Source organism: Rhodococcus sp. ACPA4 (assembly GCF_002300185.1).
GTDB classification, from domain to species: Bacteria; Actinomycetota; Actinomycetes; order Mycobacteriales; family Mycobacteriaceae; genus Rhodococcus_F; species Rhodococcus_F globerula.
The window spans coordinates 190,248-205,048 of sequence record NZ_NSDY01000002.1; the positions used below are offsets into that span (position 1 = coordinate 190,248).

At 61.5% G+C, this 14,801-nt stretch carries 13 protein-coding genes; 5 read left to right on the forward strand and 8 right to left on the reverse strand.

The window, feature by feature from the left end; all coding sequences use genetic code 11:
* Positions 1–68 precede the first annotated feature (68 nt).
* The 4 genes from CJ178_RS24125 to kstD all read right to left on the reverse strand — a co-directional run bounded on the left by CJ178_RS24125 (position 69) and on the right by kstD (position 5,833).
* On the reverse strand, positions 69–1,244 hold the full coding sequence (locus CJ178_RS24125; RefSeq protein ID WP_095888187.1) for a serine hydrolase domain-containing protein: 1,176 nt from the start codon (positions 1,242–1,244) through the stop codon (positions 69–71).
* 169 nt (positions 1,245–1,413) lie between these two features.
* On the reverse strand, positions 1,414–3,171 hold the full coding sequence (locus tag CJ178_RS24130) for a cholesterol oxidase substrate-binding domain-containing protein (RefSeq protein ID WP_095888188.1): 1,758 nt from the start codon (positions 3,169–3,171) through the stop codon (positions 1,414–1,416).
* Positions 3,172–3,225: 54 nt separating this feature from the next.
* The gene (locus tag CJ178_RS24135; RefSeq protein ID WP_045068442.1) at positions 3,226–4,083 is read right to left on the reverse strand and encodes a MaoC/PaaZ C-terminal domain-containing protein; all 858 of its coding nucleotides are present in this window, start codon (positions 4,081–4,083) and stop codon (positions 3,226–3,228) included.
* Positions 4,073–5,833 (reverse strand): 3-oxosteroid 1-dehydrogenase, encoded by a 1,761-nt coding sequence (kstD, locus tag CJ178_RS24140; RefSeq protein ID WP_179300837.1) that lies wholly within the window; start codon positions 5,831–5,833, stop codon positions 4,073–4,075. Before kstD ends, CJ178_RS24135 begins: the two co-directional genes overlap by 11 nt.
* Before the next feature lie 115 nt (positions 5,834–5,948).
* Between kstD and CJ178_RS24145 the strand changes: the two genes are divergently transcribed.
* Genes CJ178_RS24145 through CJ178_RS24165 form a run of 5 tightly spaced genes read left to right on the forward strand, consistent with a single transcriptional unit; the run spans position 5,949 to position 10,772 of the window.
* Entirely contained in the window at positions 5,949–7,580 is a 1,632-nt protein-coding gene (locus CJ178_RS24145) for an FAD-binding protein (protein WP_095888190.1), read from the forward strand.
* A 2-nt stretch (positions 7,581–7,582) separates the two neighbouring features.
* On the forward strand, positions 7,583–8,485 hold the full coding sequence (locus tag CJ178_RS24150; RefSeq protein WP_045068448.1) for an acetaldehyde dehydrogenase (acetylating): 903 nt from the start codon (positions 7,583–7,585) through the stop codon (positions 8,483–8,485).
* Positions 8,482–9,525, forward strand: coding sequence for a 4-hydroxy-2-oxovalerate aldolase (gene dmpG / locus CJ178_RS24155; protein ID WP_033232497.1), 1,044 nt, complete (start codon positions 8,482–8,484; stop codon positions 9,523–9,525). Before CJ178_RS24150 ends, dmpG begins: the two co-directional genes overlap by 4 nt.
* 9 nt (positions 9,526–9,534) lie before the next feature.
* Complete coding sequence (locus CJ178_RS24160; RefSeq protein ID WP_033232495.1) at positions 9,535–10,287, forward strand: SDR family NAD(P)-dependent oxidoreductase; 753 nt, start codon at positions 9,535–9,537, stop codon at positions 10,285–10,287.
* Positions 10,284–10,772, forward strand: a complete 489-nt coding sequence (locus tag CJ178_RS24165; protein WP_045068453.1) for a VOC family protein — start codon at positions 10,284–10,286, stop codon at positions 10,770–10,772. Before CJ178_RS24160 ends, CJ178_RS24165 begins: the two co-directional genes overlap by 4 nt.
* Here CJ178_RS24165 and CJ178_RS24170 read toward each other — a convergent pair.
* From CJ178_RS24170 to CJ178_RS24185, 4 genes are all read right to left on the reverse strand, one after another.
* Complete coding sequence (locus tag CJ178_RS24170; RefSeq protein WP_033232491.1) at positions 10,762–12,363, reverse strand: FAD-dependent monooxygenase; 1,602 nt, start codon at positions 12,361–12,363, stop codon at positions 10,762–10,764. The genes CJ178_RS24165 and CJ178_RS24170 overlap by 11 nt on opposite strands.
* Before the next feature lie 119 nt (positions 12,364–12,482).
* Positions 12,483–13,277: an SDR family NAD(P)-dependent oxidoreductase gene (locus CJ178_RS24175; protein ID WP_095888191.1), complete on the reverse strand. Its 795-nt coding sequence runs from the start codon at positions 13,275–13,277 to the stop codon at positions 12,483–12,485.
* A 27-nt stretch (positions 13,278–13,304) separates the two neighbouring features.
* Positions 13,305–14,135 carry a mycofactocin-coupled SDR family oxidoreductase gene (locus CJ178_RS24180; RefSeq protein WP_045068460.1) on the reverse strand — a complete coding sequence of 277 codons (831 nt, stop codon included), beginning with the start codon at positions 14,133–14,135 and terminating at the stop codon, positions 13,305–13,307.
* Between the two features lie 11 nt (positions 14,136–14,146).
* Positions 14,147–14,578, reverse strand: a complete 432-nt coding sequence (locus CJ178_RS24185; RefSeq protein WP_033232488.1) for a nuclear transport factor 2 family protein — start codon at positions 14,576–14,578, stop codon at positions 14,147–14,149.
* Positions 14,579–14,801: the final 223 nt, after the last annotated feature.

Consider the following 14,801-nt stretch of genomic DNA (forward strand, 5'->3'; position numbering starts at 1 on the left):
GGAGGTATTCCTCAGGTAAATACGACGTTGCCAGTCACAAGAATGGCAGTGACAGAGAAAACTCGATCTTACGGCCCTGGCACCTGCGGCGGGTTGTCCGGAACCATGACAGCACCGATGGTGTTGCTGATGGGGACAGCGTTGTTGCCGTTGGCGTTGGCTGTGGGGCCGAGAGTGGCATAGATGACAATGGTGGTTTCGGACTTCGGTTCGTAGAGTGCAACACCGTTGTATCCGCCGTACGACGGGTTCATGACAAGCCACCCGCCCAGGTGCGCCGTTCCGAACGTGAAGAACTTGTCGTCGGTCAGAGGTCCGAGACCTGCGGTTGTCGGGGCCATCTGTTCGTCGAAGACTGTGTCGGAGAGCAGCTCGCCGGTTCCGAGGGCGCGAACCCATTTCCCGACGTCGGTGACTGTCGAATTCATATTGCCGCTGTGTAGGAAGGCTGTGGGATTCCAGAACGTCGAGTCCTCGAAGACACCGCGTTCAGTGGTGTAGCCGTGCAGGACGGGATCCGGGATTTGCGGGTTGAGCGCAACCCGACTGTCGGTCATGCCGAGTGGGTCGAAAATACGCTGTTGCAGTAGGTCACTCAAAGATTGCCCGGCCGCCTTCTGGACAACTTCACCGAGCAGGGTCAGGTCGCTGTGTGAGTAGGCAAAACTCGTTCCGGGCGCGAACAGCGGTGGACGGGTGTTGGCGAGATCGAGGATTTCCTGTGCGGTCCACCCCAGGATCGGGTTGGCGTAGAAACGCTTCTCGAATTCGGGGTTGGTCACGTAGTCGGAGATTCCGGTGGTGCTGTTGGCGAGCATTCGCGGTGTGATCTGGGCGGAACGCGGAAAGCTCGGTTCCCACTTGGCAATCGGTTCGTCGAGTGGGAGAGTGCCGGACTCGTCGAGTTGGAGGAGGACGGTCGACAGCATCGGTTCCATGGGCTGTCCGACGCGTAGTTGCATATCGGTTGTTGCTGGCACGCCGAGTGGGGATTCGCCGACAGCGCCGGTGACCACGTTGGTGTCACCGCGCCACACCCCGTACACCGCGCCGCTGAGGCCGAGTTCGGTGACCTGGGTGCGGACAATGTCATCGATCTTCTGTGATTCGGGGCTGACGGTGCTGGACGCGGGACTACTCGTGCCAGTGGTGGTGTCCTCGTTGGATCCGCAGGAGGCAAGAGCTGTCACGGCGAGTGCAATCACGGCCAATCGAGTTCGTCGCTGTCGCGAGATGGACTTCATCGGTGGCGATCCCTTCGTGTCCTCAGCGGAAAAGGATGTCGCAATTGACTGAATCTACCGCGACCGAACAGTGCTCGTCGCTGAATTAAACGGGTGGAGTCAACAGAAAAGCCCGGCACCTTCGTAGAAGGTGCCGGGCAGTGCTGATCGAGGGCTTGTCGGCCGAAAATTACGGAAGTAGTTGGTCGAGGAAGGTGTTGCTGAAGACCTTGTGCGGGTCCAGTGCGTTGAAGGCGGCGTTGGCAGTGTCCCAGTTGTCGCTGGTGGGGACGCCGTCGCGGTAGGTCTGGGGGAGGGCGTTTTCGATGATCTGCGTGTCGGTGTACGGCTTGTCGGAGCTGAATGCCCAGCCCTTGGACCATTCAGGGCGGAAGGTGGCGTCGTTGTTGTTGTAGTGGCCGCGCATCCATTGCTCCATTTCGCGGTAGAACGCGAACATGCCGGGTGTTCCGGGGACTCCGAGGACGTTGAGCCAGATGGCGGTGTCCCATTCGGGGTGGTCCGGTCGCGGACGCATAGCGGAGATCGTGGGGGCGCCGGCGGATGCGACTTCGACGTCGGATGACTCGTCGAGGCCGCAGCATCGGATTTCGACGGGTCCGTTGAGAGGGAATTGCCCGATGGAGCGGTAGTACTCCATGCGGCCGTTGAACCACTGCGTGAAGTCGTGGATGACCTGGCCGATGTTGGCGCGGGACGTGATGACGGCGCCACCGCCTTCGGTCAGGCGCAAGGTGGTGGCCCGGATGTAGAACTGAACGTCCTTGGACCATCCCCATAGGTCGTTGGCGAAGGTCGCGGCAAGGCCGGCGACGGTGGTGGCGTACATAATCTGCCCGAATGCGGGTGCGATGCCCGGGTTTCCGGAGTTGATCTGTCCGATCATGTCGGTGATCGGTTCGGGGAGGTTGTCGGAGAAGATGTAGTTGTACGGTCCGGTGACTTCGCGGGAGAAGCGAGGCTTTTCAGGAGCGAGGGACCACACCTTCATCCACGGGCGTTCGGTGAAGGGGTACCAAATTGCCTCTGCGCGACCGTTTTCGCGGACGAACTTCTCGAAGGTACGTCCGGAAGCCCCGCGAGCGCCGAAGAGTTCCTGCCAACCGATGTCCGTGTGGCTGACGCAGCGCATGCGGTAGTTGGGCGCAGCCTGCAGTGTGACTGAGGTGAGGAAGGTGCGGCCGAGGTGAGTCAGGAGTGGCTTGATGGCGGTATCGGCCCGCGAGTACGTCTTCAGTGCGTATTCGTTGCCGTTCCAGACCACTGCGGTCAGGGAGGTGACGAGGTTGGAGAGTGAACCGAAAGTTTGTCCGGGAACGTGTGCTTCGCCTTCCGCGGGAAGGGCTGCGCCGTGGGCGTCGACGGCGAGGCAGCCTGCGATGGACAGGACGCCGGGCGCGGGGAGATTAGCGAAGCCAAGGCCCTGGGCCTGAAGTGCTGTGGTGATGGCGTCGAGGGTGGCACCTGGTCCCGCGGTGACCGTCGCCGGTGACCCGCCGGCGTCGACGTTGACCCAGTTCAGATGAACCATGGTGTCGGCGAGAATGACCTTGTCGATGGAAGCGCCGTTCACCACGGTCAGGGGTGTCCAGCCGTGCATGGCTCCGCGGGGCCGGATGGTGTAACCGTTGGCATGTCCCCAGTTGGCCAGGCGTACTACGTCTTCGGGTGTCTTGGGAGCGCAGGTCCAGATGGTGTCGAGCATGATCTCTTTGGACCAGTTCTGGTATGCCTGCTGGTAGAGCGCGATGCCTTCCGGGAAGGCCGGGGGTGCAGCGAGTGTGGGTACTTGTCCGCCACTGGATCCGACCGGAATTGCGTAGGCGGGGGTCCAGCTGCCGGCAAGGGCGGTGGCGGCGACTGCGCCGGCTCCGGCGGCGAGGAATCCTCGTCGGGACAGTCGGGTTGTTTCGTCTTGGGCCGTCATCTTCGGGCTGCTCCATCGGGGGTTGGGAACTGCAATGAGTTCGACAGGTGAATCTCAGGCAAGAGTGAGAACTACGTCAGCTAGGGCGGGGGCGTCGCGCTCTGCGACAGATGCGGAGATCAAGAGTTGCCCTTCGCCTTTCCAGATTCGGATGCTCAGGTTCTCACCCGGGAATACCACCCCGGCAAAGCGTGCACGGAACCCGGCCACCTGCGTGCTGTCGCCGTCGAGCATTGTGTCCACTGCGGCCTTGCAGACCATTCCGTAAGTACACAGTCCATGCAGGATAGGCGCTGGAAAGCCTGCAGCGGAGGCGAATTGCGGATCCGAGTGCAATGGATTGCGATCGCCGCACATGCGATACAGCAAGGCCTGCTGCGGAAGTACCGGTATCACGACCTCACCGTCGGGCCTGTGATCAGGCAACGGAATCGACTCCGACGGCCCGCGCTGCCCGCCGAATCCACCTTCGCCGCGCGCGAAGATCGACGAACGGGCAGTCCACAACGGGTTGCCCTCCACGTCGACGGTGACTGATTCCTGCACGATGACTGCAGCTTTGCCCTTGTCCCAGATCTCGGCGATCCGAGTTGTGGTTCGCCCGGTGCCGCTGGCCGGAATCGGCTGATGGACCGTGACTTCCTGGCTTCCGTGAACAACTTTCGCGAGATCGATCTCGACACCGGGGAACGAGACCTTCGGTGCTTGGGTGGCGTGAAAGTTGGCCGCGACGGTGGCGAAGGTGGGCAGCACCTGTGGCTTCTCGTCGTCGAGGTATCGCAGTTCGTTCGGATCGAGCGGACGAGCCCCAGCGCCGAGCGCCAGGTGGTAGTGCTGCACGTCCGACGGCGTCCACGAGAACTCCTGTGGCGCAAGCTCTGCGCCGAGTGCGACAGAAGGATCAATTGGCATGATCGACCGCCGTGTTTGCAGCCTCGGAGGCCTCAGGGGTCTCAGGGGTCTCGGCGGCCGTTGCGGTTTCTGTGACCTCAGCGGTCTTCATGCGCTCTGCGATGTCCAGCACTGCCAGGTACCCGAAAGTCATTGCGGGACCGATGGTCGCGCCTGGTCCGGCGTAGGTGTGACCCATGACCGGTGCGCTGGCATTGCCTGCGGCGTAGAGACCTTCGATGACGCTGCCGTCTTCACGCAGTGCTCGGCCGTTGACGTCGGTGCAGATTCCGCCCTTGGTGCCGAGGTCGCCCGGAACCATCTTGATGGCGTAGAACGGGGCCTTGCTGATTTCGGCGAGGCTGGGGTTCTTCAGTCTCGGATCGCCGTAGTACGCGTCGTAGCCGCTGTCGCCGCGCCCGAAGTCCTCGTCCTTGCCGTTGCGCGCGAAGCCGTTGAACCGCTCCACCGTTTCGGTCAGGGAAGCGACGGGAAGTCCTGTCTTCTCGGCCAATTCGGCGATCGTTCCCGCCTTGACCACGATGCCGGCCTTGAGCCAGCGGCTGGGGAAGGGGGACCGGGGAGTAATGCCGGCAAACGTGTAGCGGTTGCGGTAGCGCTGATCGAGGATCATCCAGGTCGGGATGTTCTCGCCGGGGCCTTTGCCCTGGCCGTACTCGCCGCCGTACATCGCATGCGTTGCCTCGACGTACGGCGCCGCCTCGTTGCCGAAGCGCTTGCCCGACAGGTTCACCATCATGCAGCCGGGAAGAGTGCGCTCGGACAGGGCGAACCACGGTCCACCGGTGAGTGGGATGGACGGGCCCCACCAGGCGTCGTCCATGAAATCGACTGCGGCGCCGATCTCTTGGCCCGCTCGGATGCCGTCGCCGGTGTTTGCCTTCGCGCCGACGGTCCATTCGGTGCCGATGGGCCCGCGCTGGTACTTCTCACGCATTTCCTTGTTGTGCTCGAATCCGCCGGAGCCCAACACGACTCCGTGGCGAGCACGGATGACCTGAGCTTCGCCGTCGACGAGAACATTGACGCCGCGAACCACGCCGTCTTCGGTGTAGAGGGACGTCAGGGGTGTGTTCAGCAAGATGGGAACACCGGCGGACTGAAGGCCGAGTCGAATGCCGGCGACGAGTGCCTGGCCGCGAACCAGCAGATCCTTCTTGGTGGCCTTGGCTGCGAGGAATCGCATGCCTACCTTCATGGCGCGCAGAGGTCCGCGAGGATTGCGCATCAGCAGGTTGAGCCACTTGTAGTCGGCCTGGGTGATGACAAAGTTCTTGGGTGCCTTGACGTAGTCGGGTTCGAGATTCTTGCGATCGGCACCCAACTTGTTGCCGTCGAAAGGGGTGGGCTCGACACTGCGTCCACCGAGGCGTCCACCGGGAGCTTCCGGGTAGTAGTCGGAGTAGCCGGGTACCCACTGCAGTTGGAGCGGAGTGTTCTTCAGAACGAACGAGAGCATCTCGGGCCCACGCTCGAGGTAGGTGTCGATGCGCTCGGGAGCGACGACGTCGCCGATGATGCTGTGCAGGTAGGAACGTGCGGCATCGGGTGTGTCGGTGACACCGTCTGCCTGCAGTGCCTCGTTGTTGGGGATCCAGACTCCGCCACCGGAACGGGCGGTCGATCCGCCGTAGTGGGCGGCTTTCTCCACGATGACCACACTCAAGCCCTGATGGGCTGCGGTCAAGGCCGCTGTCATACCTGCGGCACCACTGCCGACGACGACGATGTCGTATTCCTGCTTGCTCATGTAGAACACGTTATAGAATGATGGGGGTGTCAGTCCATGCTTTCTGCCAGGAAGTATTTACGAACGTTGCCTTCGATAACGAAACGCGTTGCAGTAAAATTGAGGATGGTGCAGTGTGACCTGGGATACTTCGGTTGATGTCCTCGTTGTCGGATTCGGCGTGGCGGGGGCAAGCGCCGCACTCGAAGCGGTGGCGGCCGGTTCATCGGTGATGGCGATCGACCGGGCATTGGGAGGTGGCGCCAGCACCATTTCCGGTGGAATCTTCTATGCCGGTGGCGGCACCGCGATTCAGAAAGAAGCCGGTATCGAGGACACTCCGGAAGCCATGCTCGCGTACCTGAACCGCGAGGTCGGTGATGCGGTGACGCCCCAGACCTTGCGTCGGTTCGTGGAGGAGAGTCCGGCGACAATCGACTGGCTGCGCGGTCACGGTGTGCCGTTCGAGGCGTCGCTGTGCCCGTACAAGACCTCGTATCCGAGCAACAAGCACTACCTGTACTTCTCGGGCAGCGAATCGGCCGGCGGGTTCCGGGACATCGCCAAACCTGCTCCGCGTGGGCACCGTGCCAAAGGCCGAGGAACGTCGGGGAAGATGCTCTACGGCCCGCTTGCGAAGTCGGCCCAGGCCAAAGGTGTGCGGTTTCTCGGTCAGACCCGAGCAGATCGGTTGATCATCGAGGACGGCCGGGTGATCGGCGTCGAGGCGCTGACGCTTCGGGATGCACCCGCCGGGGTCCGGCGGCGTCACGCTGCGCTCAGTTCGATTTCCGCCAAACCGGGTGTGTATGCGCCCCAACTGCGTTCGATTGTCGACGCCCAAATCAGCAAGATCGAGAAGAAGTACGCCAAGAAAATCCGCATAAAGGCGCGTGGCGGCGTGATCCTCAGCGCGGGTGGATTTGTATCCAACCGCGAGATGATGCGCACTCACGCACCCGCGTACAAGGGTGGGATCCCGCTCGGCACGTCGGGCGACGACGGCAAGGGAATCAACCTCGGAATCGAGGCGGGCGGCGCCACCGACAAGCTCGGTAACGTTTCCGCATGGCGGTTCATCGTCCCGCCCAGCGCTTTTCTCGGTTCGATACTGGTGGGCGAATCCGGAGCGCGAATCGTCGACGAATCGCGTTACGGTGCGGCGCTGGGGCAAGCAATGGTCGAGAAGAGCAACGGAATCGGTTGGCTGCTGGCGGATTCCGACCTCGTTCGTGAAGCGAAAGCGCAAATCCCCGATCAGTCCATGTGGTTTCAGCGGGTGCAGACCGCCGGCATGATGCGTACCGCAGTACACGGCAACACGATTGCCGAAGTGGCGCACAAGGCGGGAATCGATGCAGCCGGCCTGTATGAAACGGTCGATGCGCACAATACTGCTGCGGCGAACGGTCAATCCGATCCGATGGGCAAGCCGTCCGACTTCATCAGACCGATACTCAACGCCCCGTTCACGCTGTACGACGTCTCGATCAAGCCCAACATGATGAATCCGTGTCCCATGCTCACACTTGGTGGATTGGTGGTCGACGAATCGACCGGCCTGGTGAAAAATGAAGCCGGGGAATCAATCCTGGGACTCTATGCAGCCGGACGCACAGCCGTCGGTATTTGTTCCAATTCGTATGTGAGTGGCTTGTCGCTCGCTGACTGTGTGTTCTCCGGCCGTCGCGCCGGACTTCATGCGGCCACGGTCACCGCGATGGCCCGTTTCAGTTCACCCCCCAGCTTCAGCTCATCTAGGGAGTAGTCATGACCAAGGCAAGTGTGGCGATTGTCGGGTCGGGAAACATCAGTACCGATCTGCTGTACAAACTGCAACGTTCGCAGTGGCTGGAGCCGCGGTGGATGATCGGAATCGACCCGGAGAGCGAAGGATTGGCGCGCGCCGCCGCGATGGGGCTCGAGACCTCCGCCGAGGGGGTCGACTGGCTGTTGAATCAGGCGGAGAAACCGGACCTGGTATTCGAGGCGACGTCGGCCTACGTTCACCGTGACGCGGCTCCGCGTTACGAGGCCGCGGGAATCCGCGCTGTCGACCTCACCCCGGCTGCTGTCGGCCCGGCGGTAGTTCCTCCGGCCAACCTCCGCGAGCACCTCGACGCGCCGAACGTCAACATGATCACCTGCGGCGGGCAGGCAACTATCCCGATCGTGTACGCGGTATCTCGTGTGGTGGAAGTGGCTTACGCCGAGATCGTCGCCTCCGTTGCATCACTGTCAGCCGGACCGGGAACCCGCGCGAACATCGACGAGTTCACCAAGACCACCAGTCGCGGTATCGAGACGATCGGCGGCGCCCAGCGAGGCAAGGCGATCATCATTCTCAATCCCGCCGACCCGCCGATGATCATGCGAGACACCATCTTCTGCGCCATCCCCGAAGATGCAGACCACGCCGCGATCACCGACTCCATTCATCGCGTCGTCAAGGACATCCAGCAGTACGTGCCGGGCTACCGGTTGCTCAACGAGCCGCAGTTCGACAAGCCGAGCGTCGTGTCCGGCGGATATGCAACGGTCACAACGTTTGTCGAGGTCGAAGGTGCAGGCGACTTCCTGCCGCCGTACGCCGGAAACCTCGACATCATGACGGCGGCAGCCACCAAAGTGGGCGAGGAGATCGCCCAGAAGCTTCTGAGCGTGAAGGCATGAGCGACATGATTCACTTCGATTCGAGCTGGGACATCCGCGTCACCGACACCTCGCTGCGCGACGGTTCCCATCACAAGCGTCATCAGTTCACCCTCGAGGAAGTCCGGGCGATCGTCGGTGCCCTCGACGGAGCCGGTGTGCCGGTCATCGAGGTCACCCACGGTGACGGTCTTGGCGGGTCCTCCTTCAACTACGGCTTCTCGAAAACGCCCGAGCAAGAACTCATCAAAGCTGCTGTGGAGACGGCAAAAAACGCAAAGATCGCCTTCCTGATGCTGCCGGGGCTGGGTATCAAGGACGACATCGTCATCGCTCAGGACAACGGCGCGTCCATCTGCCGTATCGCTACTCACTGCACCGAGGCGGACGTCTCCATTCAGCACTTCGGCCTTGCTCGTGAGCGTGGACTCGAGACCGTCGGATTTCTCATGATGGCTCATTCGATTCCGCCGGAGACGCTCGCCAAGCAGGCGCGCATCATGGCCGACGCCGGTTGCCAGTGTGTATACGTGGTCGATTCTGCGGGTGCTCTTGTTCTCGAGCAGGTGTCCGAACGGGTCGAGGCGCTGGTCCAGGAACTCGGCAGCGACGCTCAGGTCGGCTTCCACGGACACGAGAACCTCGGTTTGGGTGTCGCGAATTCGATTGCCGCCGTGCGCGCTGGGGCCAAGCAGATCGACGGCAGCACCCGCCGTTTCGGTGCCGGTGCTGGTAACGCGCCGGTGGAGGCGTTTGTCGGAGTCTGCGACAAGATCGGCGTCAAGACCGGTATCGACTTCTTCGCGATAGCCGACGCCGCCGAAGATGTTGTGCGACCGGCCATGCCGCAGGAATGTCTACTCGACCGCCAGGCGCTGATGATGGGCTACGCCGGCGTGTACTCCAGCTTCCTCAAGCATGCTGAACGTCAAGCTGAGCGGTACGGCGTGTCCTCTGCCGAGCTACTCGTGCGCGCGGGGAAGCGCAAGTTGGTTGGCGGACAGGAAGATCAGCTGATAGATATCGCGTTGGAGCTTCAGCGGGAGGCCGCCGCGTCGTAGACTCGGTGTGTGGCTGACGTACTGGACGGAAAAATTGCACTGGTGACCGGCGCGTCCTCGGGGTTGGGGCGCGCCGTCGCCGAGATCCTGAACGGCAGAGGCGCCAAGGTTTTCGGAGTTGCCCGGAGCAAGGACACATTGCACCAGGCAATGACCGAACTGACGGGAAGTGACGGTGCGGGCCGTTATTCGGCTTCCGACGTTTCCGACTCCGCTCAGTGCGACGCCGCCGTGCAGGCGTGCGTCGACGCCTTCGGCGGAATCGACATCCTCGTCAATGTGGCTGGTTCACATACCATCCGCCATACCGCAGACATTGCCGATGACGACTGGGCACATGACCTCGCGGTCAACCTGAACGGGCCGTTCTTCCTGTCACGAGCTGCGCTGCCCCATCTTCTCGCGCGGGGCGGCAACATCGTCAACGTTTCCTCGATCGCTGGACTCGAAGGGCAGGCATACTCAGCAGGGTACTGCGCTGCCAAGCACGGGCTGATCGGGCTCACCCGAGCGATGGCTATGGAGTTCACCGGGAAATCTCTGCGCGTCAACGCAATCTGCCCTGGCGGCATGATGACTCCGCAGGTCACGGGATTCACCTTCCCGGACGGCGTCGATTTCGATCTGATCATGAAGGTCGCGTCACCGCGCGGACTGATGGAACCGGAGGACGTGGCGAAGATGGTGGCCTTTCTTGCTTCCGATGATGCCTCTGCGATTCACGGCGCGGTGTATTCGGTGGACAACGGAAAAATGGCATGACCCCGCTGGTTTCGGGACCGATCTTTCAGATCTGTTGGGTAGTAGCCGACATCACCGCAGCGGAAGAGGAGTTCTCCGAGAATTGGGGCGTTCAGCGATGGCTACGGATGCCCGACCTTCACTTCGGTCCGGAGACCACGACTTATCGGGGCCAGCCCGCCGATTACACAGCCCACATTTCCCTTGGTTATGCGGGAACTCAGCAAATTGAACTGATCCAACCGGTTTCGGGGCGCAGTCTTTATTCGGAGTTCCTCGACACCCATGGTGTTGGCGTTCATCACGTGGCATTTGTTCCGGACGATTACGACGAAACCTTGGCGGAGGTAGAGCGTCGGGGAATGTCGGTGTTGCAGCAGGGGCGCATCGAAGACGTGGGAATGGAATTTGCCTACGTCGACGCAGGCCCGACGGGCGGCTACGTGGAACTCATGAAGCTCTCGCCCGAGATCCGCTTGATGTTCGATTCGCTCATCACGTATTGAACGCAAAGACTTTCGATAAGTAGCCGGAGATACCGGCGCAGTCACCTCGGTATCCGAGGTACCCGTCCGGTCGGATTACCAACGCACAGTTCTCTTCCACGCCGTAGGCGGCACACAGCTGGGAATCGGTGTCGCGAATGATCGGCAGTGTCGAATAGACGGAATCAGACGACGGTGGTGCGATCACGTACACGTCGAGCTGTCCGTGTGCCGCGTGAACAGCAGCGGCAGAATGCTTTTCGCAGTCACCGATGCTGTCTTCGGATCCGTCCGAGCAGAGAAGAAGCGTGTGGTTGACACCGGCCAGCAATTCGAACAACCGGATGGGGAACTGCACGCAGTCGCGGGTTAGCCCACGTGCGTCCGGTGCCCGTTCGCCGGGGTGAACGTTCGAGACGTTCCCGGTTTCTCCGCCGTTGAGCGGACTGTCGGGATAGGCAACCAGTAGTTGTGCCTGCCGACGCATCGCGGTCTCGATCGAGGACTCTCCAGCGCCGATCCCTTCTCGAGCGTTTCGGACGGTCATTCCGACAACTTCTTCACCAACCGGCCGTCTTTCGGCGTCGTAGGTGTCGAGAAGGCCAGGGGAAGCGAAGTTCTGGGTTGCCAGTGCCAGTTTCCACGCGAGGTTGTGCGCATCCTGGATTCCGGTGTTCATACCTTGTGCGCCGGTGGGCGGATGAATATGCGCGGCGTCACCGGCGATGAAAACCCTTCCGCGACTGTAGGCATCGACAATGCGGTGGCTGATCCGAAAGACCGACGACCACCGCATCGCCGACGCTGTCGTAGGTTCGGGCGACAATCGGTCGAGCACAGCCTGAATGTGGTGGAGTTCGGGCGCCTTTCCGGACGAAAAGCCGTGTGCAATTCCGTCAAGTCCGGCAGGATCCGGGAGAAGCTCGTCGGGAACCAGCATCGACATCCGATATCGTTTGTGACCGGGGAGCGGGATGCACACCAGGAGATCGTCGGTAGTTCCAGCGTCGTCGACATGACTGGCGCGAATCGCGTATCCGCTGGGCATCGACCAGTCAACTTCGACGTCGCCGAGCATGTAGCTTTCGGCAAAAGCTCCACCCTCGAAGGTCAATCCCAAGCCCTTACGGACAACACTGTGCGCACCGTCGCATCCCACCAGATACTTGGCCCGCACGGTACTTCCATCGTTGAGTATGCAACTGACTCCGTCGTCGCTGTCCTCGAAACTGTCGAGTGAGAGCCCGCGTTCGATCGAGGTTCCGAGTTCTCGCAGCCTGGCCGTCAGGATTCTTTCGGTCTCGTACTGGGGGAGTCCGCAAAAGGTGTACGGCACGTCGCCGGGGAGTGTGAGATCCATCCGCCCCACTTCGGAACCGTTGGTGTAGCTGATCTGCCCGCGCAAGATGGTGGCGGCATCGAGAACCTGTCGCAGTACGCCCATGTTCTCGAATACTTCGAGGGTGCGGGGTTGGATGCCAACTGCTTTGGCGTACTGCGGAGGTTCGCCGAGCGGGTCGACGATCCGAACGTTCACCCCGCGACGGCGCAGTTCGATGGCGGCGGTCAGCCCGATCGGGCCGGCGCCTGCGACGAGTACATCGATATCCATGTGCACCTACTGGGTAGGGGGAAGCATCCATTCCAGTATGGCGAGCGAAATTTTGAGGCGTGGGAAATCTCGCAAATCCGGCATCATGCCATTCGAGTGAAAACGCGTCGAGGCAGAACTCAGGGAATCGGGGTCGGCGCGTCCACACTGGCTCGAATGCTCTCCATTCGCTTCTCGACGTAGTCGAGATAATGCGGGTGCGTGACGATGTACGGGAGATTCTGCGCTATCCCTCGAGCAACGTGTGCGCCTGCGGTCGCGGGCTCCATGCCGATGTTTCCCGTTCCTTTGATGTGGCTGACATCCTCGACCTGACCACCCAATTCGGTGGTGTTCCGATCGAGATTCGACATGACCAATCCCGGGCACAGCACGGAAACGCCAACACCGTGTGGCGCCATCTCGCTGCGCAGTGCTTCGGACAGAGCAATGACTGCGCTCTTTGCGGCACTGTATGCGCCCCGCCCGGGAGCGCCTGCGGTCAATCCCATGACGGAAGCGGTGTTGACGATATGCCCGTATCCACGTGCTCGCATATCCCCGCCGAAGGCGGACACGCCGTTGAACACTCCGGTCAGATCGATCGCGACAAGATTGTCGAAGGTCTCCGGATCCATGTCGACCACATCGCGCCCGTTGAAACCGATGCCCGCGTTGTTGACGAGGATATCCACCGGGCCGAAAGTATCTTCGGACGTTGCCTTGGCCGCTGCCCAGGCCTCGCGATCACGGACGTCGAGTGAGACGGCACTAAACCCGACACCTCGGGAAGCGATCACCGAATCCAGCGACTGCCGATTGATATCGGCGACCGTGACGGATAACCCGCGCTCTGCCAGCGCGTCGGCGATGCCGAGGCCGATACCGCTCGCGCCGCCGGTAATGAATGCGTGCCGCGCCGAGGACAACTCCATGCTTTTCCTCCAGTGAATACTGTTCGATCAGAACTCGGTGACACCCGCGTCGGGTGCCAATTCGTGTGCGGTGATGTACTTTGATTCGTCGGATGCCAAGAACAACACCGTGTCTGACACATCTTCGGGGGCGATGATGTCGACGGGTAGCATGTTGATCATCATCGCGCCGATACGACTGTTGCCGGCAATCGCCTTGTCGAGCTGCCCGCCGAGGCCACCGTCGTTGACCATGGGCGTGTTCACTCCGGTGGGATGGACGCTGTTCACCCGAATGCTGTGTTGAGCGAGTTCCGCGGCGAACGCTTTTGCCATTCCGCGCACTGCCCACTTGCTCGTGGTGTACGGCATCGTGAACGGTTGGGCCTTCAATCCCGCTGCGGAACTGATCAAGATGATCGATCCGCTACCGCGCTCGACGAGATGTGGGGCCGAGACCATGACGGTGTTCCAGACACCGGTCACGTTGGTACCTATTGTGTCCTCGAAGGATTCGGGGGTTACCTCATGCCAGGGAGCGGCAGAGCAGATCGCCGCGTTCGCGACGACGACATCCAGACGGCCGAGACGAATGACGGCATCGTCGACGATCCCACGAAGCTTCTCGAGGTCCCGCACGTCGACAATCGCTGAAATTGCCTGCTGTCCAGTCTTTTCCACCAGCCGAACGGTCTCCTGTAGATCCTCGGGGGTGGCCGGTGCATACGGGACGCCTCGGATGGGTGCGCACAGATCGACGACAATGACGTCTGCGCCCTCGGCGGCCAAGCGAACGGCGTGCGCTCGTCCTTGTCCGCGGGCGGCACCGGTGATCAGGGCGACTTTGCCGGATACACGCCCGTTTACGCGCTCGGTCATAGGTTTACCTTTCAGGCCGGCGACTTGGCGGGGTGGTTCGAGAACCACAGGTTCTCCTCGGTCACCCGAGCGCTCTTCCAGCCGTCGGCGGTGCGAACGACCTCATGGTGGTAGTTGCCGCCGCAGTAGGTCATCTCCGCAGCGCCCGGGAGTTGCATCGGGTTGTAGAACATCGCCCGTACGTTGGCGGTGTCACCGTCGAGTTCGACCTCGACGTTGGTGACAAAATGCTGAGTCATCGGAACCTGGCCGAGTGCTTGTGTGAGCAGCGTCAGCACTTGGTCCCGGGATCCGGCCGGGTAGCCGACGGCGCTGTAGTCGAGATGCGCATCCTCGGTGAACACGGTAGTCAGCAATTCCCAATTCTTGGTGTCCACGGCGCGGGCGTATCGGTAGATCAGTTCGGCGATCTCGATCTTGTCCTGAACAGTCTGCAGATCCACGAAGTTCCTTTGCTGACGGTGGGTTCCTGGCCCTCGTTTGCTCGATGAACTCTCGGCGAGGCGTCACGTTCATGAGAACGCAATTCTCATAAAGTAGAACATGAAGTGTGAAAAATCCATCGCCGCCGGATCTGGTGACGGGTTGCGGCTTCTGTCGACCTATGTGACCTCGTGCGAATTGCGATTGGATGTATCGATTCGACTGTCGAACAGCGTTGCCTTC